The sequence below is a fragment of the Pseudomonas sp. 31-12 genome, from assembly GCF_003151075.1.
Classification (GTDB): domain Bacteria; phylum Pseudomonadota; class Gammaproteobacteria; order Pseudomonadales; family Pseudomonadaceae; genus Aquipseudomonas.
The window spans coordinates 751024-772060 of sequence record NZ_CP029482.1; the positions used below are offsets into that span (position 1 = coordinate 751024).

The 21037-nt window shown below is 60.2% G+C and carries 17 protein-coding genes, 1 pseudogene and 1 riboswitch; of the genes and pseudogenes, 12 read left to right on the forward strand and 6 right to left on the reverse strand.

Features of this window, described 5'->3' with window-relative positions; all coding sequences use genetic code 11:
* The first annotated feature begins 92 nt into the window (after positions 1-92).
* Positions 93-1895, forward strand: coding sequence for a lipid A export permease/ATP-binding protein MsbA (msbA, locus tag DJ564_RS03450; protein WP_109627670.1), 1803 nt, complete (start codon positions 93-95; stop codon positions 1893-1895).
* 173 nt (positions 1896-2068) lie between these two features.
* A complete protein-coding gene (gene hldE / locus DJ564_RS03455) occupies positions 2069-3490 on the forward strand; it encodes a bifunctional D-glycero-beta-D-manno-heptose-7-phosphate kinase/D-glycero-beta-D-manno-heptose 1-phosphate adenylyltransferase HldE (RefSeq protein ID WP_010464267.1) in 1422 nt (473 codons plus the stop codon).
* Positions 3491-3650: 160 nt separating this feature from the next.
* Here the strand turns inward: hldE and DJ564_RS03460 are convergent, their stop codons facing one another.
* From DJ564_RS03460 to DJ564_RS03475, 4 genes are all read right to left on the reverse strand, one after another.
* A complete protein-coding gene (locus DJ564_RS03460) occupies positions 3651-4616 on the reverse strand; it encodes a metal ABC transporter ATPase (RefSeq protein WP_109627671.1) in 966 nt (321 codons plus the stop codon).
* A 32-nt stretch (positions 4617-4648) separates the two neighbouring features.
* Positions 4649-5461 carry an aldo/keto reductase gene (locus tag DJ564_RS03465; protein ID WP_109627672.1) on the reverse strand — a complete coding sequence of 271 codons (813 nt, stop codon included), beginning with the start codon at positions 5459-5461 and terminating at the stop codon, positions 4649-4651.
* Positions 5458-6633 carry an FAD-binding oxidoreductase gene (locus tag DJ564_RS03470; protein ID WP_109627673.1) on the reverse strand — a complete coding sequence of 392 codons (1176 nt, stop codon included), beginning with the start codon at positions 6631-6633 and terminating at the stop codon, positions 5458-5460. The genes DJ564_RS03465 and DJ564_RS03470 overlap by 4 nt, the downstream gene beginning before the upstream one ends.
* A gap of 242 nt (positions 6634-6875) precedes the next feature.
* A complete protein-coding gene (locus DJ564_RS03475; RefSeq protein ID WP_008027887.1) occupies positions 6876-7208 on the reverse strand; it encodes a multidrug efflux SMR transporter in 333 nt (110 codons plus the stop codon).
* 103 nt (positions 7209-7311) lie between these two features.
* On the opposite strand from DJ564_RS03475, the gene DJ564_RS03480 reads away from it, so the two are divergent.
* Both DJ564_RS03480 and waaA read left to right on the forward strand, forming a co-directional pair.
* Positions 7312-8232 carry a LysR family transcriptional regulator gene (locus DJ564_RS03480; protein WP_109627674.1) on the forward strand — a complete coding sequence of 307 codons (921 nt, stop codon included), beginning with the start codon at positions 7312-7314 and terminating at the stop codon, positions 8230-8232.
* On the forward strand, positions 8225-9499 hold the full coding sequence (waaA, locus tag DJ564_RS03485) for a lipid IV(A) 3-deoxy-D-manno-octulosonic acid transferase (protein WP_109627675.1): 1275 nt from the start codon (positions 8225-8227) through the stop codon (positions 9497-9499). The genes DJ564_RS03480 and waaA overlap by 8 nt, the downstream gene beginning before the upstream one ends.
* 48 nt (positions 9500-9547) lie before the next feature.
* Here the strand turns inward: waaA and DJ564_RS03490 are convergent, their stop codons facing one another.
* Positions 9548-10987: a TolC family outer membrane protein gene (locus DJ564_RS03490; protein WP_109627676.1), complete on the reverse strand. Its 1440-nt coding sequence runs from the start codon at positions 10985-10987 to the stop codon at positions 9548-9550.
* 191 nt (positions 10988-11178) lie between these two features.
* Positions 11179-11284: riboswitch (TPP riboswitch) on the forward strand.
* A gap of 168 nt (positions 11285-11452) precedes the next feature.
* Between DJ564_RS03490 and thiC the strand changes: the two genes are divergently transcribed.
* Together thiC and cytX are read left to right on the forward strand one after the other, a co-directional pair.
* Complete coding sequence (gene thiC, locus DJ564_RS03495) at positions 11453-13342, forward strand: phosphomethylpyrimidine synthase ThiC (RefSeq protein WP_054053301.1); 1890 nt, start codon at positions 11453-11455, stop codon at positions 13340-13342.
* 151 nt (positions 13343-13493) lie between these two features.
* Positions 13494-14786 (forward strand): putative hydroxymethylpyrimidine transporter CytX, encoded by a 1293-nt coding sequence (cytX, locus tag DJ564_RS03500; protein ID WP_109627677.1) that lies wholly within the window; start codon positions 13494-13496, stop codon positions 14784-14786.
* Here the strand turns inward: cytX and DJ564_RS03505 are convergent.
* Complete coding sequence (locus DJ564_RS03505; protein WP_109627678.1) at positions 14755-15501, reverse strand: RsiV family protein; 747 nt, start codon at positions 15499-15501, stop codon at positions 14755-14757. The two genes, cytX and DJ564_RS03505, sit on opposite strands and share 32 nt — an antisense overlap.
* A 229-nt stretch (positions 15502-15730) precedes the next feature.
* Between DJ564_RS03505 and DJ564_RS03510 the strand changes: the two genes are divergently transcribed.
* From DJ564_RS03510 to DJ564_RS03540, 6 genes and pseudogenes are all read left to right on the forward strand, one after another.
* Positions 15731-16348 carry an NUDIX domain-containing protein gene (locus DJ564_RS03510; protein ID WP_010464243.1) on the forward strand — a complete coding sequence of 206 codons (618 nt, stop codon included), beginning with the start codon at positions 15731-15733 and terminating at the stop codon, positions 16346-16348.
* Positions 16339-16791 (forward strand): DUF1249 domain-containing protein, encoded by a 453-nt coding sequence (locus tag DJ564_RS03515; RefSeq protein WP_008153350.1) that lies wholly within the window; start codon positions 16339-16341, stop codon positions 16789-16791. Before DJ564_RS03510 ends, DJ564_RS03515 begins: the two co-directional genes overlap by 10 nt.
* Positions 16792-16955: 164 nt before the next feature.
* A complete protein-coding gene (locus DJ564_RS03520; RefSeq protein ID WP_109627679.1) occupies positions 16956-18218 on the forward strand; it encodes an FAD-dependent oxidoreductase in 1263 nt (420 codons plus the stop codon).
* A 119-nt stretch (positions 18219-18337) separates the two neighbouring features.
* On the forward strand, positions 18338-19144 hold the full coding sequence (gene cpdA, locus DJ564_RS03525; protein WP_109627680.1) for a 3',5'-cyclic-AMP phosphodiesterase: 807 nt from the start codon (positions 18338-18340) through the stop codon (positions 19142-19144).
* Between the two features lie 840 nt (positions 19145-19984).
* Positions 19985-20203 (forward strand): annotated as a pseudogene (locus DJ564_RS03535) (DUF6124 family protein); the annotation flags it as partial.
* A 206-nt stretch (positions 20204-20409) separates the two neighbouring features.
* Positions 20410-21018, forward strand: coding sequence for a YqiA/YcfP family alpha/beta fold hydrolase (locus DJ564_RS03540; protein ID WP_109627681.1), 609 nt, complete (start codon positions 20410-20412; stop codon positions 21016-21018).
* Positions 21019-21037: the final 19 nt, after the last annotated feature.

Below are 21037 nucleotides of genomic sequence, written 5' to 3' on the forward strand. Positions count from 1 at the left end.
TGACGCGTAACAATAACAGCCTTTATGCGATTGCCAGAACCCTGAGGAAGCTGTGCTAAAGTCAGCGTCCTTTTTATCGACATTCGCGTGATATGACCGACTCCAGTCTCTCCGCAAGCCCTTCGAGCTTGAAAATCTACTTCCGCCTGCTCGGCTATGTCCGGCCCTACATCAGTCTGTTTCTGATCAGCATCGTCGGATTTCTGATTTTCGCTTCGACGCAGCCAATGCTCGGCTACATCCTCAAGTACTTCGTCGACGGCTTGTCCAACCCCGAGGCGGTGCTGTTTCCAACCGTGCCTTACCTGCGTGACCTGCAACTGCTGCAGGCGGTGCCGCTGCTGATCATCCTGATCGCCGCGTGGCAGGGGCTGGGATCTTATCTGGGCAACTACTTTCTGGCCAAGGTTTCCCTCGGGCTGGTGCATGATTTGCGTGTGCAGTTGTTCAACAACCTGCTGGTTTTGCCCAATCGGTATTTCGACAAGCATAACTCGGGTCATCTGATTTCGCGTATCACCTTCAACGTGACGATGGTCACCGGGGCGGCCACAGATGCGATCAAGGTCGTAATCCGTGAAGGCATGACGGTGATCTTCCTGTTCGCCTCGCTGCTGTTCATGAACTGGAAGCTGACTCTGGTGATGGTTGCGATCCTGCCGTTGATCGCTGTGATGGTGCGTACCGCCAGCAAGAAATTCCGCAAGCAGAGCAAGAAAATCCAGCTGGCCATGGGCGATGTGACGCATGTGGCGTCGGAAACCATCCAGGGTTATCGCGTTGTGCGCAGCTTCGGCGGCGAAGTCTACGAAGAAAAACGCTTCTACGATGCCAGTCAGGGCAACACTGACAAGCAACTGCGCATGACCCGTACCGGCGCCATCTACACGCCGTTGCTGCAACTGGTGATCTACAGCGCCATGGCGGTGCTGATGTTCCTGGTGCTGTACCTGCGCGGCGATGCGTCGGCCGGTGACATGGTCGCCTACATCACCCTGGCCGGTCTGCTGCCCAAGCCAATCCGTCAATTGTCCGAAGTCAGCTCGACCATCCAGAAAGGTGTGGCGGGTGCCGAGAGCATCTTCGAGCAACTGGACGTCGCGCCTGAAATCGATACGGGCACCGTCGAGCGCGATGCCGTCAGTGGTCGTCTGGACGTGCGCAACTTGAGCTTCACTTACCCTGATACCGATCGCCAGGTGCTCGATGACATCAGTTTCTCGGTCGAGCCGGGGCAAATGGTCGCGCTGGTCGGGCGTTCGGGCAGCGGCAAGTCGACGCTGGCCAACCTGATTCCGCGCTTCTATCACCACGATAAGGGCGAGATCCTGATCGATGGCGTTGAAGTGGAGCAGTACAAACTGCTGAACCTGCGCAAGCACATCGCCCAGGTGACCCAGCACGTGACCCTGTTCAGCGACACCGTGGCCAACAACATCGCCTACGGCGACCTGGCTGGCGCACCCCGTGAAGACATCGAAAAAGCGGCGAGAGACGCTTATGCGATGGACTTCATCGAGCAGTTGCCCGAAGGCCTGGACACCCAAGTCGGCGAGAACGGGGTGTTGCTGTCCGGCGGTCAGCGCCAGCGTCTGGCGATTGCACGGGCCCTGTTGAAGAACGCTCCGTTGCTGATTCTCGACGAGGCCACTTCAGCCCTCGATACCGAGTCCGAGCGGCATATTCAGGCCGCACTGGACCAGGTCATGAAAGGCCGGACCACCCTGGTGATCGCTCACCGGTTGTCGACCATCGAGAAGGCGGACCTGATTCTGGTCATGGACCAGGGGCGGATCGTCGAGCGCGGCACCCATGCCGAACTCCTGGCGCACAACGGTTACTACGCCCGGCTGAATGCCATGGGCCTGGACGCCCCGGCGGAAGACATCGCCTGACCTTTGTTCACCGGGCGTGCAATGCGCCCGGTGATGTGTATCGACTATCGGCGTTTCTGCTCAATAAATGACCAGTTTTCATGGCCGAATCATCCCGTTGCAGCCGTCGCACAAGCCAGCGCCAACCCTGTGGTAATATCGCGCCCCTGTTCATTTTGTATGTGGGTTGCTCCATGAAGTTGTCCATGCCGCGATTCGATCAAGCCCCTGTCTTGGTGGTCGGCGATGTCATGCTCGACCGTTACTGGCATGGTGGTACCTCACGGATTTCCCCTGAGGCGCCGGTACCGGTAGTCAAGGTCGAGCAAATCGAGGACCGCCCGGGCGGTGCCGCCAACGTTGCGTTGAACATTGCCGCTCTCGGCGCACCAGCTTCGCTGGTCGGCGTGACGGGCGACGATGAAGCTGCCGACAGCCTGGCCAATAGCCTTAAGGGCGCTGGCGTACGGGCGTTGTTCCAGCGCATCGCGCACCAGCCGACCATCGTCAAGCTGCGGGTCATGAGTCGTCACCAGCAACTGCTGCGTATCGACTTCGAAGAACCCTTTGCCACCGACGCCCTCGCGCTTGGCGAGCAAGTCGACGAACTGCTCGAAGGCATCAAGGTGCTGGTGCTGTCCGACTACGGCAAAGGCGCGCTGAAAAACCATCAGGTGCTGATCCAGGCCGCCCGTGCCCGTGGCATTCCGGTGCTGGCCGATCCAAAAGGCAAGGATTTCTCGATTTATCGTGGTGCAAGCCTGATCACGCCGAACCTCAGCGAGTTCGAAACCATCGTCGGCGGCTGCGCCGATGAGCACGAACTGGTGAGCAAGGGCGCGCAGTTGATGCACGACCTCGACCTCGGCGCGTTGCTGGTGACCCGTGGCGAACACGGCATGACTTTGCTGCGCCCGGATCATCCGGCGCTGCACCTGCCTGCCCGTGCACGTGAAGTGTTCGACGTGACCGGTGCTGGCGACACGGTGATTTCCACCTTGGCGGCGGCGATTGCCGCAGGCGAAGAACTGCCCCACGCGGTAGCCCTGGCGAACCTGGCGGCAGGCATCGTGGTCGGCAAACTCGGTACGGCGGCGATCAGCGCGCCGGAACTGCGTCGTGCCATCCAGCGTGAAGAAGGCTCCGAGCGCGGTGTACTGGGTCTTGAGCAGTTGTTGCTGGCGGTCGACGATGCGCGTGCGCATAAAGAGAAGATCGTGTTCACCAACGGCTGCTTCGACATCCTGCACGCCGGCCATGTGACCTACCTCGAGCAGGCGCGCGCCCAAGGAGATCGATTGATTGTCGCGGTCAACGACGATGCGTCGGTCAGCCGCCTGAAAGGGCCGGGTCGTCCGATCAACAGCGTCGACCGTCGCATGGCTGTATTGGCGGGTCTGGGTGCTGTGGATTGGGTCATCAGCTTCCCTGAAGGCACGCCGGAAAACCTGCTGCGCGAGGTCAAGCCGGACGTGCTGGTCAAGGGCGGGGATTACGGGATAGACCAAGTGGTCGGCGCGGACATCGTCACCGCTTATGGCGGGACCGTGAAAGTGCTGGGGCTGGTGGCAAACAGCTCGACCACCGCAATAGTCGAGAAAATCCGTAATAACTGAAAACGGCGCGGTCACTGTGGCGAGGGAGCTTGCTCCCGCTGGGCTGCGAAGCGGCCCTAAAACCATACACCGCATGATTCTGGGAGCACTCGTTAGCTGGTTGCGGCTACTGCGTAGCCGAGCGGGAGCAAGCTCCCTCGCCACACAAGCCCTCTTGTTCCTATCGCACTGCCTTACGCGGCACAATTTTCTTCAGCAATTGCTTCGCCTTCCCGCGCAACCGCGCTAAACCGGAATCCTTCCCCGGCGGGCTCAACCCCTGCTGCCGCACCCAATCCTTCCAGCGAATCCGTTCATCGCGCACCAGCCAGCCTTCCTGCTGGGAAAAGCTCTCCGCCAGATACAACCCGCGTGTGCTCGCCGGGTACAGCTGATCCTTTTTCAAGGTGTACAACTCGGCCATCGGCTGGCCGTCCTGCAGTGGCATCAAATACAGATCGGGGCGTTTGCGATCGAGCCGGGCCACCAGTTGATCGCCTTCCAGCCGCTCATCGACATGAAACAAGCTCAGGGACTTGGCTTCCTTGGGCACGTCCAGGCGCAAGTCATAGATCAATTGCAGTGACGCCGTTGGCAAATGCACGTAAGCCCGCGGACGTTCGATCAACTGCATCTTGGCGCAACGCACCGGCCGCGCTGAGCCAGACAGCGGCGTCAGGCGAAAGGGCAGCGCCTCGCGATAATGCAGCGCGGACGAGTAGGGCGCCGGCAGCCAAGTGTCATTGAAACGTCCGCCGAGCCAGCCTTCCGGGGTTTCCAGCAGGCACTCTTCGGCAATTTCCTGGATCGCCGTGTGCAGCGGCAGGTTCAGCTCGTGGGCCGGCACGTAACCGGAGATCAGCTTGAGCACCACATCGCCGCGGTCTTGGCGGCGCTGACGCACCAACACCCAGTAATCGCGATTCTGCCAATGCAGGGTCAGGCGCACCGAGACCCCGAGGTTGGCCAGTTCCAGGGCGAAGCGCTCAGTGTCGGGCACCGTCACCGGGCGGCGACGTTGCAGGGTCTGGGAGAAATTGAGCGGCATCCCGACGCTCTGGTAACTCAAGCCTTCGGGAGTCGCTTCGACGTACAACGGCAGGGTCTTGAAGTTGCTCGGGTTCTTTCTTATGAGCGTACGCGGCATGTCGGCTCCTGCTTAAGGCCGCGTGGGCGGCATCAGTTTCTACGTAGGACCTGGGCAACGGTCGCGACGTTATGGGCGAGGTGCAGCGGATTGATGGTCCCGACAATAGCACTGGCAACGCCCGGATGTTCAAACAACAACTCGAAGCTGGCGCGCACCGGGTCCACACCCGGACTCAGGCAGACGTGACCGCTGGCGAGGGCTTTCTTGACCAGAATGGCTTTACCGTGAGCAGCAGCATAGTCAATGACCGGCTTCTCGCTCTGTTCGTTCAGATTGTAGGTGACCATGGCGCAATCACCTTGTTCTAGAGCCTTCAAACCGCCTTCGACGGTTTTCCCGGAAAAACCGAAGCCGCGGATCTTGCCTTCGGCCTTGAGCGCGGCGAGGGTCGCGTAGATATCGCTGTCATTGAGGATCGCCAGGTCGTTGCCGTCGGAGTGCGCCAGCACCAGGTCGATAACATCCGTTTCCAGGCGTTGCAGGCTGCGCTCCACTGAACGTCGGGTGTGGGCGGCGCTGAAATCGTGGCTCGACTGGCCGTCGGCAAATTCTTCGCCGACCTTGCTGACGATCACCCACTCCTGACGCTGCCCTCGCAGCAATGGGCCGAGGCGCTCTTCGCTGCGGCCATAAGCCGGGGCGGTGTCGATCAGGTTGATGCCCATGTCACGTGCGAGTTTGAGCAGCATGCGTGCTTCGTCGTCGCCGGGAATCTGGAAGCCGTTGGGGTATTTCACCCCTTGATCGCGGCCCAGTTTTACCGTGCCCAGGCCCAGAGGCGAAACCAGCAGGCCAGTGCTACCCAGGGGGCGATGCAGGTCGTGCAGGGTCTTTACGCTCATGGCAGCAGTTGCTCCCAGGCTGGAACGCAAATCGGTGGTTTTGGCAGCTCGGGTAACGGCGCCGGATGGCTTGGCTGGATGCCGTCGCGCTGCAAGGACGTGATGACCCGGTCGGCGAAGTCCGGGGCCAGCGCCAGTTTGGTTGGCCAGCCCACCAGCAGCCGGCCTTCTTCGGCAAGGAATGCATTGTCAGGACGGGTCAGTCCCGATTGCAGCGGTTCGGCGCGATCCACGCGCAAAGTCGCCCATTGCGCGGTGCTCAGGTCGATCCATGGCAGCAACTGGCCGAGTTCTTTCTGCGCGGTGGCGATTTGCTCGGCCGGTTCGCGGGCAACCCCTTCGGCTTCGGCGATATCGCCGCCCATGTACCAGACCCATTGGCCATCGGCAGCCGGATGGGTGGTCACGGTCAGACGCGGTTTGGTACCGCCGCCCAGGCAGTGCGCGTACAGCGGTTTGAGACTTGGGCCTTTGGCGATGATCATGTGCAATGGCCGGCGCTGCATGGCCGGCTGGCTCAGCCCCAGTGCGTCGAGCAGCGCCGCCGTGCCGGCACCGGCGCTGAGCACGATGCGCTGGGCGCGGATCTCGCGCTCGTCGACCTTCAGGCCCACCAGCACGCCGCCTTCCAGCAACGGTTCGATCGTCTGACCGGCGAGCAGGCCATCACCGGCCAGATCGGCCAGGCGCTGAATCAGGCTCGGCACGTCGATCACCAATTCTGCCAATCGGTAAACCTTGCCCTTGAAGCGCTTGTCTTGCAGGGCCGGCGGCAGTTGGTCGCCCTTGACCTGATCGACACGGCCGCGCACCGCTTTGCTGGCGAAGAAGCTGGTGAGGTTGCCGGCGATCGTGCCCGGGGACCAGAGGTAATGCGCTTCGGACAGCAGGCGCACGCCGGACAAATCCAGCTCGCCGTCGCCAGCCAACGCTTCACGCCAGCGACGCGGCATGTCGGCGATGGCTTCCGAGGCGCCGGTCAGGGCGCCATGCAGCGCGTACTTGGCGCCGCCGTGGATGATGCCCTGGGACTTCACACTCTGCCCGCCGCCGAGGCTGGCGCTTTCCACCAGCACGGTCGAAAAACCCTGGCGGCGCAGGCGCGCATTCAGCCAGAGGCCGGCGACACCAGCGCCGACAATCAGAACGTCGGTGGAAATAACGGATGGCATGCAGCGACCTCAGTGTTCAAGACGAGGGCGCAGTATACAGACTCGAAGATTGGAGGTTTTATTGCTGATCAACAGAGGCTATACGCAGGACCTGTGGCGAGGGAGCTTGCTCCCGTTGGGTCGCGAAGCGGCCCCAAAATCTAACGATGCGGTTATTCAGATAAACCGCATCAGGCTATTTACGACTGCTTCGCAGCCGAGCGGGAGCAAGCTCCCTCGCCACAGGGGATTGGTGGTGCCAGTTAGTGGCCCGCGGTTTTGGAGAAGAGCTGGATGACGACGACACCCAGCACGATGAGCGCCATTCCGAGCATCGCAGGCACATCCAGTTTCTGCCCATAGATAAACAGCGCCGCGACGCTGACCATCACAATCCCCATGCCCGCCCATACCGCGTAGGCCACGCCCACCGGGACGCTGCGCACCACCAGGGTCAGCATCCAGAAGGCAATCCCGTAACCGACAATCACCAGAATCAGCGGCAGCGGGGTGCTGAAGCCTTTGACGGCTTTCATCGAAACGGTCGCGATCACTTCGGCGCAGATGGCAATGGCCAGGTAGTAGTAAGCGGTCATAGGTGCATCCTCATGTGAAGTGTTGCTCTCTGAGGTCGGCATTTTAGAGATTCTCCAGATGCGGTAAAGTCATTACCTATCTGTTTTGAAGATGGGTTGTCTCATGAGTACGCAATGGAATCTGGAACAGCTGCGCTTGTTTGTCAGCGTAGCGGAGCAGCGTTCGTTTTCTGCCGTGGCGCGGGGTCAACGCAAGGCGCAGTCGGCGGTCAGCAGTTCGATTGCCCTTCTGGAAGAAGACCTCGGTGTCAGCCTGTTCGATCGCAGCAGCGGTCGTCAGCCGAAACTCACCGAGGCCGGCAATGCCTTGCTGGAAGAAGCACGCGAGGTCTTGCGCCAGTGCGAACGCCTGAATGGTCGGGCGCTGGCGATGATGCGCGGGCAGGAAGCGCGTTTGCGCGTGGCTCAGGATGAGGCGATGCCCTATCAGCCGATCATCGAAAGCTTCGAGGCCCTGGCAGAGAAATTTCCCAGCCTCGAAGTGCAGCTGACCAGCGCCGCCCAAGGTGATGTGGCGCGCAAACTGGTGGAGCGTCGGGCTGATCTGGGATTGCTGTTTTACCACGACCAGATTCCCGAAGCGCTTGAGCGCCGGGTGCTGGGCAGCGTCGAGATGGTCACTGTGTGCGGCGTCGGTCATCCGCTGGCGAAACAGGCACAGGTTGATTGTCAGCAACTGGCGCAGCATCGCCAGTTGCTGATGTCCACGCAATCCAGTGTCTACCCCGGCAGCGAGCCGGCCAGCCCGCAGGTCTGGCGGGCCGACAGTTTCTACGTGATGGCTGAATGGCTGGTGCGCGGCCTCGGTTGGGCCTGGCTGCCGCGCCACGTGGTGCAATACCCGGCGTATCAGGATTTGATGATCGAACTGGACAGCGAGTGGACCCCGCCGGCGCTGGTCGTGGAACTGGTCTGGCGCCGCGACGAACCCCTTGGCCCGGCGGCTCGCTGGTTGGCTGAACGTTTTGCCGTGCATTTGCAGGCGATCGGTGAAAAAACCGATAAACTCCGCCGCCATGAATAGAACTCTCTACACCGCGCTGTTTTACCTGGGGCTGCCATTGGTAGCGATTCGGCTGTGGCTGCGTTCGCGCAAGGCGCCGGCGTATGCCAAACGCATTGGCGAACGTTTTTCCCTTGGCTTGCCGGCGATGAAACCGGGCGGCATTTGGGTGCACGCGGTGTCCGTGGGCGAGAGCATTGCCGCGGCGCCGATGATTCGCGCCTTGCTGCAACGTTATCCACAGCTGCCGATTACCGTGACCTGCATGACCCCGACCGGTTCGGAGCGCATCCACGCACTGTTTGCCAACGAGCCGCGCATCCAGCACTGCTATTTGCCTTACGACTTGCCGTGTGCGGCGGCGCGGTTCCTTGATCGGGTCCAGCCGAAACTGGCGGTGATCATGGAGACCGAACTGTGGCCGAACCACATCCATCAGTGCGCCAAACGCGGGATTCCGGTGGCGTTGGCCAATGCACGACTGTCCGAGCGCTCGGCCAAGGGCTATGGCCGCTTCTGCAAACTCACCCAGCCGATGCTGGCCGAGATGAGCCTGTTCGCAGTGCAGACCGAAGCCGAGGCCCAGCGCTTCCGTGACTTGGGTGCGCGTACGGACACTGTCGAAGTGACTGGCTCGATCAAGTTCGACCTGACCATCGACCCTGCATTGCTTCAGCGCGCCACCGAGTTGCGTGTTCAATGGCAGGCGCAGGAACGTCCGGTGTGGATCGCCGCGAGCACTCACGAAGGCGAAGACGAAGTGGTGCTGGCGGCTCATCGTCAGTTGCTGGCCAATCATCCTGATGCCTTGCTGATTCTGGTGCCGCGTCATCCGGAGCGTTTCAACTCGGTATTCGCGTTGTGCCAGCAGCAGGGTTTCGCCACGGTGCGTCGTTCTTCCGGCGAGCCGGTCACGGCAAATACTTCGGTGCTGCTGGGCGACACCATGGGCGAGTTGCTGTTTCTTTACGCCCTGGCGGACAGCGCATTTGTCGGCGGCAGCCTGGTGCCGAACGGCGGGCATAACCTGCTGGAACCGGCGGCGCTGGCCAAACCGGTACTGAGCGGCCCGCACCTGTTCAACTTCCTCGAAATCGCCGCGCAATTGCGCAGCGCCGGGGCGTTGCAGGAAGTGGAAGATGCCGAAGGCCTGGCGCTAGCGGTGCAGCGGCTGTTCGAATTGCCGCGCGATGCGCAGCGGATGGCGGAAGCAGGGTTGAAAGTGATGCGCACCAATCAGGGCGCGTTGCAGCGGTTGCTGGATGGGTTGGGGCGGTTGATCAACTGACTGACTCCTGTGGCGAGGGAGCAAGCTCCCTCGCCACAGAACTGCTGTCTATTGCGTTGGATTAGCCTTCAACTGCGCCGCCGCAGCCTTGGCCAGATCCGGCGGCAGGAAGTCCTTGTCCGGGTTGTAGTCGGCCTTGAGATAACGCGCCAGGTCCTGCAAATCCCCCGGGTTCAACGTGCCGGCGGCCTGCTTCAGGCGCAGGTTGTCGAGGATGTAGTCGTAGCGCGTGTTGTTGTAGTTGCGCACTGAGGTGTACAGCTGGCGCTGGGCGTCCAGCACATCGACGATGTTTCGTGTGCCCACCTGATAACCGATTTCGGTCGCTTCCACCGCGCTCTGGTTGGAGATGATCGACTGCTTGCGCGCCTGCACCTGTTCAACGTCAGTGTTCACCGCGCGATGCAGGTTACGGGTGTTTTCCACCACCTGGCGACGCAGGGATTCACGCTGCTGCTCGGACTGATCCAGCTGTGCATACGATTGGCGCACCTGGGAGTTGATCAGGCCACCGCTGTAGATCGGGATGTTCAGTTGCAGGCCCACCGTCGTTTGCTCGACGTTGCCACCATAAGGTTGGCCAAAGGCATTCGGGTTGCTGAAGCCCAAGGCGTCGTTATCACCTTTCTCGTACTTGGCCACGGCGTCGACGGTGGGCGCGTGTCCAGCCTTGCGCTGCTTGAGCGTTTCCTCGGCAGCACTGACGGCGTAGTTGCTGGCCAGCAGGTTGAGGTTCTGTCTCGCCGCTGTGTCGACCCAGGACTTGGCGTCGTTCGGTGCCGGCGGCAGGATCGGCAGGGTGTGGACGATGCCCTGGATCGAGTTGTACTGACGGTTGGTCAGGGTGATCAGCGCTTCGAACGCGTCATCCACCTGGCGCTGGGCGACGATCCGGTTGGCCCGTGCAGTGTCGTAGCTGGCTTGCGATTGCAGCACATCGGTCTTGTCCGACAAGCCGACATCGAAGCGTTCGTTGGACTGATCGAGCTGGCGTTTGAACGCGGCTTCTTCGGCCTTGGTCGAGGCCAGGTTGTCCTGGCTGCGCAGCACGTTGAAGTAGCTTTCGGCGGTTTGCAGGATCAGGTTCTGTTCAGTTGCCGAGAGTTGCAACGCGGCCTGTTCGTTGACGTCCTTCGCGGCCTGGAACTGGAACCAGCGGTCGGCACGGAACAGCGGTTGAGCCAACGTCGCTTGATAGGAATGAGCGTTACGGTTGGCGGTGGCCGAAGGCTGATCGATCGAGGTGCGCACGTTGGCGAGTTCGGCACCGCCCGAGAGATTGGGCAGCAGCCCGGCGCGGGCCTGGGGCACCACTTCTTTCTGGGCGCCGTATTGGGCGCGGGCGGCAGCCAGGTCGGCGTTGTTGTCCACCGCTTCCTGGTAGACGCTGACCAGATCAGTCTTGGTCGATAAGGGCGCTTCTGCTGCCCAGGCCATTCCATTGGACGCACAAGACACGGCAAGGGCCAGTGAGAGTTTGCGCAGCATGAGGCCATCCCTAAAAATTACGCTGATAATTTGAGCGCCAAGGCTACGGCGCGGCCCATACAGCGTCAAGGCGCAGCATGGCTTGGCGAGTGTAGTTGTCGCCACGCACGGCAACAATCCTGTAATTGCGCCATTCATCATGGTGTTTGCCGCGGTGTTGGCGTTCTTTGCCAGTTGTGTCTAGACTGGCCGGGTTCTTGTCGGGGTGCCTTGCTATGAGGCTGAGATCGAATAATTTCGGATCCCGTTGAACCTGATCAGGTTAGCGCCTGCGTAGGGAACAAGATTTCTCGTCACCCGGCGAGTCCTCTTGTGCTTCGTCCGGGATGTTGTTCGACAATCGAACACCCCTCGAGCACTGAGCACAGCACCAACGGCTTCGTTATGGCTGATTGGTCGCGTCCATTCGTTACAGGTTCGCTCCGACAAAATTCCACTGCCTGGATGCTGTCTGGAGAGCCCGTGATGACGATAAAACTAAAAAACACTACGAACCTGAGTGACTCGGCCCAAGTCGATCAACAATCGGTTCAACCGTTTACCCGCTCGCAAAAAATCTATGTCCAGGGTTCTCGCCCGGACATCCTCGTGCCGATGCGCGAAATCAGCCTCGACGTGACCCCGACCGACTTCGGCGGCGAGATCAACGCGCCTGTCGTCGTGTACGACACCTCGGGCCCGTACACCGACCCCAACGTCATCATCGATGTGCGCAAAGGCTTGGCCGATGTGCGTTCGCCGTGGATCGAATCCCGTGGCGACACCGAGCGCCTGCCCGGCCTGAGCTCGAACTTCGGCCAGGAACGTCTTGCCGATGCCGAGCTGACCAAGCTGCGTTTCGCCCACGTCAACAACCCGCGCCGTGCCAAGGCCGGGGCCAACGTCAGCCAGATGCACTACGCCCGCAAAGGCATCATCACCGCCGAGATGGAATACGTCGCCATCCGCGAAAACATGAAGCTCGAAGTGGCTCGCGCTGCCGGGCTGCTGGACCAGCAACACGCCGGTCACAGCTTCGGTGCCAGCGTGCCGAAAATCATCACCCCTGAATTTGTCCGTGACGAGATCGCTCGTGGTCGCGCGATCATTCCGGCCAACATCAACCACACCGAACTGGAACCGATGATCATCGGCCGTAACTTCCTGGTGAAGATCAACGGCAACATCGGCAACAGCGCTTTGGGTTCGTCCATCGAAGAAGAAGTGGCGAAACTGACCTGGGGCATTCGCTGGGGTTCGGACACGGTCATGGACTTGTCCACCGGCAAGCACATCCACGAAACCCGCGAGTGGATCATCCGCAACTCGCCGGTACCGATCGGTACGGTGCCGATTTATCAGGCCTTGGAAAAAGTCGGCGGCGCGGCCGAAGACCTGACCTGGGAGCTGTTCCGCGACACGCTGATCGAACAGGCCGAGCAGGGCGTCGACTACTTCACCATCCACGCCGGTGTGTTGCTGCGCTACGTGCCGCTGACTGCCAAACGCGTGACCGGCATCGTGTCTCGTGGCGGTTCGATCATGGCCAAGTGGTGCCTGGCGCATCACAAGGAAAACTTCCTCTACACCCATTTCGAAGACATCTGCGAAATCATGAAGGCCTACGACGTCAGCTTCTCGCTGGGCGATGGCCTGCGTCCGGGCTCGATTGCCGATGCCAACGACGCCGCACAATTCGGCGAGCTGGAAACCCTCGGCGAGCTGACCAAGATCGCCTGGAAGCACGATGTGCAATGCATGATCGAAGGCCCGGGCCACGTGCCGATGCAGTTGATCAAAGAGAACATGGACAAGCAGCTCGAGTGCTGTGACGAGGCGCCGTTCTACACCCTCGGTCCGCTGACCACCGACATCGCGCCAGGCTACGATCACATCACTTCGGGTATCGGTGCGGCGATGATCGGCTGGTTCGGTTGCGCCATGCTTTGCTACGTGACGCCGAAGGAACACTTGGGCCTGCCGAACAAGGATGACGTGAAGACCGGGATCATCACCTACAAGATCGCTGCGCATGCCGCCGATCTGGCCAAGGGGCATCCGGGCGCGCAGATTCGCGATAATGCCTTGAGCAAGGCGCGTTTCGAATTCCGTTGGGAAGACCAGTTCAACCTGGGCCTTGATCCGGACACCGCGCGTTCGTATCACGATGAAACCCTGCCAAAAGATTCGGCCAAGGTCGCGCACTTCTGCTCCATGTGCGGGCCGAAATTCTGCTCGATGAAAATCACCCAGGAAGTCCGTGAATACGCGGCCAACCAGCGCATCGAGACCGTCGACGCCGAAGTCGCCCAGGGATTGGCGGACCAGGCCGAGCGGTTCAAGCAGGAAGGCAGTCAGCTGTACAAGAAGGTTTGATCTGATCTGAAAAGGTGGGGCCTGCACAGGCCCCATCGCCAGCAGGCTGGCTCCCACAGGGGACTTGTGAACACCACAAGTCCAATGTGGGAGCCAGCCTGCTGGCGATAGAGATCCAAAAAACAACAAATGTCCCTCTGAGATAACACCCTTGAGCATTCAACCCAGCACTTATTCCCCTGACATTGCGGTGCCGACCGACAAACGTGTCTTCGGCGGTCGCGATCTGTTTTCCCTGTGGTTCTCCCTCGGCATCGGCCTGATGGTGCTGCAGACCGGTGCCTTGCTCGCGCCAGGTCTGGGCCTGTCCGGTTCGTTGCTGGCGATTTTCCTCGGCACGCTGGTCGGCGTTCTGCTGTTGGCCGCTGTCGGCGTGATCGGCAGCGACACCGGCCTGTCGTCGATGGCCGCACTCAAACTCAGCCTCGGCAAACGTGGCGCGAGCCTGCCGGCCGTGCTGAACCTGCTGCAACTGATCGGTTGGGGTTCGTTCGAAATCATCGTGATGCGCGACGCGGCCAGCCTGCTCGGCGCGCGGGCGTTCAGCGAAGGCAGCCTGCTGTCGAATCCGCTGCTCTGGACTGTGTTCTTCGGTGGTTTGGCGACCTTGCTAGCCGTCAGCGGTCCGCTGACATTCGTCCGCCAGATTCTGCGCAAGTGGGGCATCTGGCTGCTGCTGGCCGCGTGCATCTGGCTGACCTGGAACCTGTTCGCCAAAGCCGATCTCGCCGCATTGTGGGCGCAGGCCGGTGACGGTTCGATGCCGTTCGCCGTGGGCTTCGACATTGCCATCGCCATGCCGCTGTCGTGGCTGCCGCTGATTGCCGACTACTCGCGTTTCGGCAAGCGTGCGAAAAACGTCTTCGGCGGTACGGCGATTGGTTTCTTTATCGGTAACTTCTGGCTGATGAGCCTTGGCGTGGCTTACACCTTGGCGTTCGCGCCGAGCGGTGAAGTGAATGCCTTGCTGTTGGCATTGGCCGGTGCCGGCCTGGGGATTCCGCTGCTGCTGATTCTGCTGGACGAGTCGGAAAACGCCTTCGCCGATATTCATTCGGCGGCGGTTTCCAGCGGGATTCTGTTGCGCTTGAAAGTCGAGCATCTGGCATTGGCGATTGGTGTGATCTGCACTCTGATCGCTTGCCTGGCGCCGTTGGCCCAGTACCAGAACTTTCTGCTGTTGATCGGTTCGGTGTTCGCGCCGCTGTTCGGCGTGGTGCTGGTGGATCACTTCATCCTGCGCAAACGCAGTGCTCAGGTGGCGTCAGCCGCATTGCGCTGGCCGGCGCTGCTCGCCTGGTTGGGCGGGGTGAGCACTTATCACTTGCTGGCGAATCTGTATCCGGACATCGGCGCAACCCTGCCGTCGTTGATTCTGGCAGGGTTGCTCCAGCTGGTGCTGGGCCGGGCCTTCAGTTGCGGCCGGGAAACAGCTCGGGCTTGAGAATGCCATTCAGGCGTGGGTAGGGGATCTTCAGTTCGACGTGGCCCAGCGCGTAAGGCGCGATGGTGCTGGTTTCGTACTTGAGGATCACCCCGCCGTAGGTCAGCGCCACGTTCTGGGTTTTCTGGAAATGCCATTCCTTCAGGAACTCCGGTTCCTGATCGAGCTTGGTGCTGATCAGCCAGCTGTTGTGCGCCACTTGCGCGGCTTTCCAGAACGCCTCTTCCTGCCCCGGCACCAACATGTCGGACAAGGTCAGCACTTTATGCTGCTGGCGCGAATAGTTGATGAAACTGCGGCCCGGTGTGCCATGCGCGCCGCCGGTGTCCAGGTAGCTGGAAAATTCGACGATCACCAAGCCGTCATGCTGCTCACGTACCTTGGCTTGCAGGTAGCTGCTGTTGCGTGGGCCGGCGGTACGCAAAAACTCATCGCGATAGGCCGCCAGCGTCGGTGCCGCAGGGGCGTCGGGCGAGGTGCGGGTCATTTGCAGCAGGCGTTTTTCGATAATGCCGTCCAGCTGAGGCTCGTCCGGGAAGCGTAGTGTATCGATATTCACCAGTGGGCATTCAGGTGTCGTGCAACCCGGTTTCAGTGTTTCGGTGGCGTCGCGGGTGGTTTCCAGCGGCGCCCGGTAGTTGGGTTGGAACAAGCTCTGGCAGGCGCCCAGGGTCAGGGCGATTGCGGCCACGGAGGCGATTTTAAAAAGCGACATGGGCGTCCTTCATAAAACAGGGAAAGGCAAAAAGTTATCCGCTTCGACTCTCAACGAAGCAGTCAGTTCGCCACTAAGCTAATTAGAGTTGGTTTCGCCCTCACCGTCTATCTCGCTGACGGAAAGGGGCTGCATCAAACGGCGCGAGCGCGTTAGGATGGCGCGAAGTCGAGGTTGCAAGTGACCCAAAGGAACCTCGTCCACGGATTTGCAGTAAACGAGGATTGTCATGACTGATTTTGCCAACGCCATTCCGACCGCCGTTGATATCGTTCGGCGCGAAAAGTGCTACGAGGGCTTCTACAAGCTCGATCGTGTGCACTTGCGCCACGAGTTGTTTGCCGGTGGCATGAGTCGCGAGATCAATCGTGAAGTGTTTGTTCGCCATGATGCGGTGTGCGTGCTGCCGTACGATCCGCAGCGCGATGAAGTGGTGCTGATCGAGCAGTTTCGCGTCGGCGCCATGGGCAAGACCGACAACCCGTGGCTGATCGAGCTGGTCGCCGGTCTGATCGACAAGGATGAAGTACCGGAAGAAGTTGCTCACCGCGAAGCGCAGGAGGAAGCTGGGCTTGTGTTCGGGGCGCTCTGGCCGATGACCAAATACTTTCCATCGCCGGGCGGCAGCAACGAATTTGTGCACTTGTACCTGGGGCGTTGCGACAGCACCGGAGTCGGCGGCCTGCATGGGCTGGAGGAAGAAGCTGAAGATATCCGCGTCACGGTCTGGGCGTTCGAAGATGCCCTGCAGGCCGTACGCGACGGACGAATTGCCAACGCGCCAAGCATCATTGCCTTGCAATGGTTGGCCTTGAACCGCGCTGAAGTGAGGGGGCTATGGTCGTAAACAAGTTGCGCGATCGGTACAGGGTGGACCTTGTGGGGCTGCAAGCCTCTTGCGAGGCCAACTACGCGCGCCTGATGCGACTGCTGCCGGACATGCGCAACGAACCGGAGGCTCGGCGCATTGCCGTGACCCACGGTGACCAGATGCTTGGCGTACTAGCCCTCGAAGTACTGCAAGTCTGCCCGTACACCACGACCTTGCAAGTGCGCCAGGAACACAGCCTGCCGTGGTTGCCGGTGCCGCAACTGGAAGTGCAGGTCTACCACGATGCGTGCATGGCCGAAGTGGTCAGCGCCGAACATGCACGACGCTTTCGCGGCATCTATCCTTACCCGAATGCCTCAATGCATCAGCCGGATGAAAAGGCCCAGTTGAACATGTTCCTGGGCGAATGGCTGAGCCATTGTCTGGCGTGTGGGCATGAGTACGCCGTCGTCCGTTAACCGTTCATGCCTGACAGTCTTGTTTTTGACTTCTGTAGGAGTATTCCGCATGCATTGTGGGAATGGTCTCCGAGTTTTGTAGCACCTGTAATTAACCCCTGACTCTTTCCTCTAGCGGCTACGTCCATCGCACATCGCGAGGCGCTAGTCAGGGGAATGGGTGTATGAAAATCGGGATTGTCGGGGCTGGCTGGAACGGTTCCCACTGTGCACTGGAATTGATGAGCGCGGGCCATCAAGTCGTATTGCTGGAGAAGCACCCGGACATTTTTCAGGGCGTTTCCGGCGACTTCGGGATCCGCTTGCACAAGGGGCCACATTACCCTCGCTCGAAGACCACAAGGGACAGTTGCCTGGAGGCGTTTGATCGTTTCTGTGCGGCGTATCCCGAGTTGGTGGTCGCTCACGAGTCTGCGATCTATGCGCAAGGCACGACGGATGCGCTGGGTTTTCGCTCCAAGGTGAGCAACGACACCTTTGCCAAGGTGTGCCATGAATCCCCCGAGTGTAGCGAAGTGGACATGAGTGCCAATGGCTTGGAGGCACTGGAAGCCGCGTTCAATCTCGATGAGCCGAGCGTGGTATTGGGCGATCGACTTCGCCGCTTTTTCCGCGACAAACTGGCGGCGGCGGGCGTTCAGGTGCAGACCGGTTTCATTGTCGAGAAAATCATTCGCAGCGCAGGCCAGAGCCTCGTATACAGGGATGACGGGAGTTGCCTGGCGTTTGATCTGGTGATCAACACGACGGGGTTCCAATCGTTGCTTCCTGCCTTCTTTGAACGGGATTTCCCGTTTGATGTGGAGGTGGTTTACCAGCCTTGCCTCGCGCTGTGCTACGAAGACCGACAGCCGAGTGAAAAACCGCTTTCATTTATCGTGATGGACGGATGGTTTCCGTGCCTGATGCCCGCCGTCACGACCCATGAACCTTATCCCGCCGACTACATTCTTACGCATGGCAGCTACACCATCATGGGCTCGTTCTCCACGGCCAGGGAGGCGGATGCGCTGCTTGAAGAACTGACCGACGACTTCATTGAGTCGACGGTCAAGGCATTGACCGAGGCTCAGATGTGTCGATTCTGGCCCGGTTTTCTCCAGCGCTTCCACTACGCCGGCTGGAAGGGGGCAGTGCTGGCGAAACTGAAAACCCGGTCCGAGTTCCGCAGCGCCATTACGTTTGAACAGGAAGGTGTGATTTACGTTTTTCCGGGCAAGGTCAGCAACGTATTCAATGCCGCTGACGAGGTGCTGGCCCTGATTGCCAATCAACGGTGTATCGATCAGAACGGATTCAGGTATGTGGAGGAGGGCGTTCTGGACATCGCGCGTCGGGAAATCCAGCACAAACCCGGAGCCGGCGAGGAGAGCACCTGTAACTTGCAAACGTACTCACTGTTGCGTGGACAGAAAGACGCGTGTTGATGACAGACGGCAAAAAATAAAGTGTCATATGTGTGAACTCTCCCGCGTCTCCGGTTTGCCGATACGCTGGCCTGCCACCATAATCCACCTACTTTTATCTGACGAACATTGTGCCGAGCATGCCTGATCTTCCCGCTGATGCCCCGGTTTTGCTGGTGCAGCTCTCTGACAGCCATCTGTTTGCCGAAGCGGACGGGATGTTGCTGGGCATGAATACCCGGGACAGTCTGCAAAAGGTCATTGAGCTGGTACGCGTTCAGCAGCCGCAGATTGATTTGATCGTTGCCAGCGGGGATCTGTCTCAGGACGGGACGCTGGAGTCTTATCAGTTGTTTCGCGACCTGACCCGACAGCTCGATGCGCCGGCGCGCTGGATTCCCGGTAATCACGATGAGCCGCGGATCATGGCCGAGGCGGCGGTGCAAAGCGCGTTGCTGGAGCCGGTGGTGGATGTCGGTAACTGGCGGGTCACTTTGCTGGATTCGGCGGTGCCGGGGTCGGTGCCGGGGTTTTTGCTGGATGAGCAGTTGCAGTTGCTGGCGCGTTCGTTGAGTGAGGCGCCGGAGCGGCATCATCTGGTGTGTTTTCATCATCATCCGGTGTCGATCGGCTGCTTGTGGATGGAGCCGATCGGGTTGCGTAATCCTGAGGCCTTGTTTGCGGTGCTGGATCGCTTTCCGCAGGTGCGTGCTGTTTTGTGGGGGCATGTGCATCAGGAGGTTGATCGGGATCGCAACGGGGTGCGGTTGATTGCTTCGCCTTCGACTTGTATTCAGTTTGAGCCTGGGAGTGATGATTTCAAGGTTGGGGAGCAGGCGCCCGGCTACCGCTGGCTGCGGCTTTTGCCTGATGGGCGGTTGGAGACTGGCGTGGAGCGTGTTGTCGGGTTCGATTTTCAGGTTGATTACGGCTCCAACGGGTATTGATGGTTGTGGTTGATAGGGTACATATCCATTTCTGCGGTAACGGCCACTTAGGGTTTCGCCCTTACGGCGACTCACTTTTTTTACAAGCGCCTAAAAAAAGTAAGCAAAAAAACGCTCGCCCCGAGCGTCCGGCCCCTCGCCTAGGCTCGGCGTTCCTTCGTTCCGGTATCCATCCGGGGACACTGCCCTCCGGTCTGCTTCGCGACGACCTACATGCAGCGTGTTCGACTGCGTCGAACGGCGCTGCGCGCCACTCCCCGGATGAACACCTCCACTCAGCCTCCCGATGGGGCGGGTGGATCAAGATCAAAAGCTGCAGGCGAGCTAACGCTCGGCCTGATGAGTGGTGAAAAGCGTACGGTGTACACCAACCCCCTGTGGGAGCTGGCTTGCCTGCGATGGCGGCCTGACAGCCGACCAATATCTTGCTGATGTACAAGATTCCCTGTGGGAGCGAGCCTGCTCGCGAAGACGGCCTCACTGACGACGCTGTTTAATGGTCAGCAAAAATTTCAGAACCTTCCCACGAAGTTTTCAGGTTGCCCGTCAGACGTGGCTTCACTAGCCTTTTCCCTGTCGCTGACACATTCAGCGATCGGGCTTCGCGGCCCGTTTTCTCAGGCATAATCGCCCCCGCCTAACGACAGCGCTTTCGGCTGACTGTCGTTTCGTGTCATGGCGGCTGTGCGCGGGATACCTTCGGGTATGCCGAGTTGCCAGAGGATCGGTCCGCGAACCTGCGTACAGCTGCCACCCAAATTGCTTCGCGGTAATTTGCAAGTGGCTCCACTCTTCCTCTGGAGTACTACCATGTTCAAACCAACCCCCAATCCCCCCGCCCGCAAACCCAGCACGATGTACATGATCGTCCCCGACATGGACACGGAAAGCCTATTGGCCCATTCCTGTGAGTCACTGGCTTCGGCGAGTGTCATGGCCAGCGATTTTGCGGCGCGCCTGCTTGGGCCTGACCGGCATGCGGCGATGGCGATTCAGCAGTTGGTCATGCTGGCCGAACTGGCGGTGAATCGGGCGCTGGATAATGTCGATCCGGCGTAATTTTTTCAGATAGACCGCGTTATCGTTCATCGCGAGCAAGCTCGCTCCCACATTGGGCCGCGTCCGTCTGGACAACTCGTTTACCCTGTGGGAGCGAGCTTGCTCGCGATGGCGCTCGTTCGGGCAACCTGATTCCTGCCTATATCCCCGATCCCCCCGACTCCCTGTAAACTCCGCCTTCTTTACCCGACGCACAGGGAGTTCAAATGTCCGGTTCGATCCTTTATATCCACGGTTTTAACAGCGCGCCGGCGTCTAAAAAGGCCACGCAGTTGATGCAAGTGATGGAGCGGCTGGGCTTGAGCGATCAATTGCGTGTCCCGGCCCTGCATCACCATCCGCGCGAGGCCATCGGTCAGCTGGACAAGGCGATTGAGGAGCTGGGGCGGCCACTGCTGGTCGGCAGCTCACTCGGCGGCTACTATGCGACTCACTTGGCCGAGCGCCATGGCCTCAAGGCCCTGTTGATCAACCCTGCCGTCAGTCCGCACCGGATGTTCGACGGGTATCTGGGGACGCAGAAAAACCTGTATACCGATGAGGCCTGGGAATTGACCCACGACCATGTGACGGCCCTGGCCGAGCTGGAAGTGCCGGCGCCCCGGGATCCGCAGCGGTATCAGGTGTGGTTGCAGACCGGCGATGAAACGCTGGACTATCGCCTCGCCCAGCAGTATTACCGCGCCTGTGCCTTGCGTATCCAGGCCGGCGGCGACCATAGTTTCCAGGGTTTTGCCGCACAACTGCCGGCAATGCTGAGTTTTGCCGGTATCGGCGCAGATTTGTACCAGGCGATCGATTTCACAGCACTGTGAATGCTCGCCTCTTTTTCAC

Bases quoted from the DNA above. Each gene is read 5' to 3' on its own strand.
- msbA (WP_109627670.1), top strand. From the start codon at position 93: ATGACCGACTCCAGTCTCTCCGCAAGCCCTTCGAGCTTGAAAATCTAC.
- hldE (WP_010464267.1), top strand. From the start codon at position 2,069: ATGAAGTTGTCCATGCCGCGATTCGATCAAGCCCCTGTCTTGGTGGTC.
- DJ564_RS03460 (WP_109627671.1), bottom strand. From the start codon at position 4,616: ATGCCGCGTACGCTCATAAGAAAGAACCCGAGCAACTTCAAGACCCTG.
- DJ564_RS03465 (WP_109627672.1), bottom strand. From the start codon at position 5,461: ATGAGCGTAAAGACCCTGCACGACCTGCATCGCCCCCTGGGTAGCACT.
- DJ564_RS03470 (WP_109627673.1), bottom strand. From the start codon at position 6,633: ATGCCATCCGTTATTTCCACCGACGTTCTGATTGTCGGCGCTGGTGTC.
- DJ564_RS03475 (WP_008027887.1), bottom strand. From the start codon at position 7,208: ATGACCGCTTACTACTACCTGGCCATTGCCATCTGCGCCGAAGTGATC.
- DJ564_RS03480 (WP_109627674.1), top strand. From the start codon at position 7,312: ATGAGTACGCAATGGAATCTGGAACAGCTGCGCTTGTTTGTCAGCGTA.
- waaA (WP_109627675.1), top strand. From the start codon at position 8,225: ATGAATAGAACTCTCTACACCGCGCTGTTTTACCTGGGGCTGCCATTG.
- DJ564_RS03490 (WP_109627676.1), bottom strand. From the start codon at position 10,987: ATGCTGCGCAAACTCTCACTGGCCCTTGCCGTGTCTTGTGCGTCCAAT.
- thiC (WP_054053301.1), top strand. From the start codon at position 11,453: ATGACGATAAAACTAAAAAACACTACGAACCTGAGTGACTCGGCCCAA.
- DJ564_RS03505 (WP_109627678.1), bottom strand. From the start codon at position 15,501: ATGTCGCTTTTTAAAATCGCCTCCGTGGCCGCAATCGCCCTGACCCTG.
- DJ564_RS03510 (WP_010464243.1), top strand. From the start codon at position 15,731: ATGACTGATTTTGCCAACGCCATTCCGACCGCCGTTGATATCGTTCGG.
- DJ564_RS03515 (WP_008153350.1), top strand. From the start codon at position 16,339: ATGGTCGTAAACAAGTTGCGCGATCGGTACAGGGTGGACCTTGTGGGG.
- DJ564_RS03520 (WP_109627679.1), top strand. From the start codon at position 16,956: ATGAAAATCGGGATTGTCGGGGCTGGCTGGAACGGTTCCCACTGTGCA.
- cpdA (WP_109627680.1), top strand. From the start codon at position 18,338: ATGCCTGATCTTCCCGCTGATGCCCCGGTTTTGCTGGTGCAGCTCTCT.
- DJ564_RS03540 (WP_109627681.1), top strand. From the start codon at position 20,410: ATGTCCGGTTCGATCCTTTATATCCACGGTTTTAACAGCGCGCCGGCG.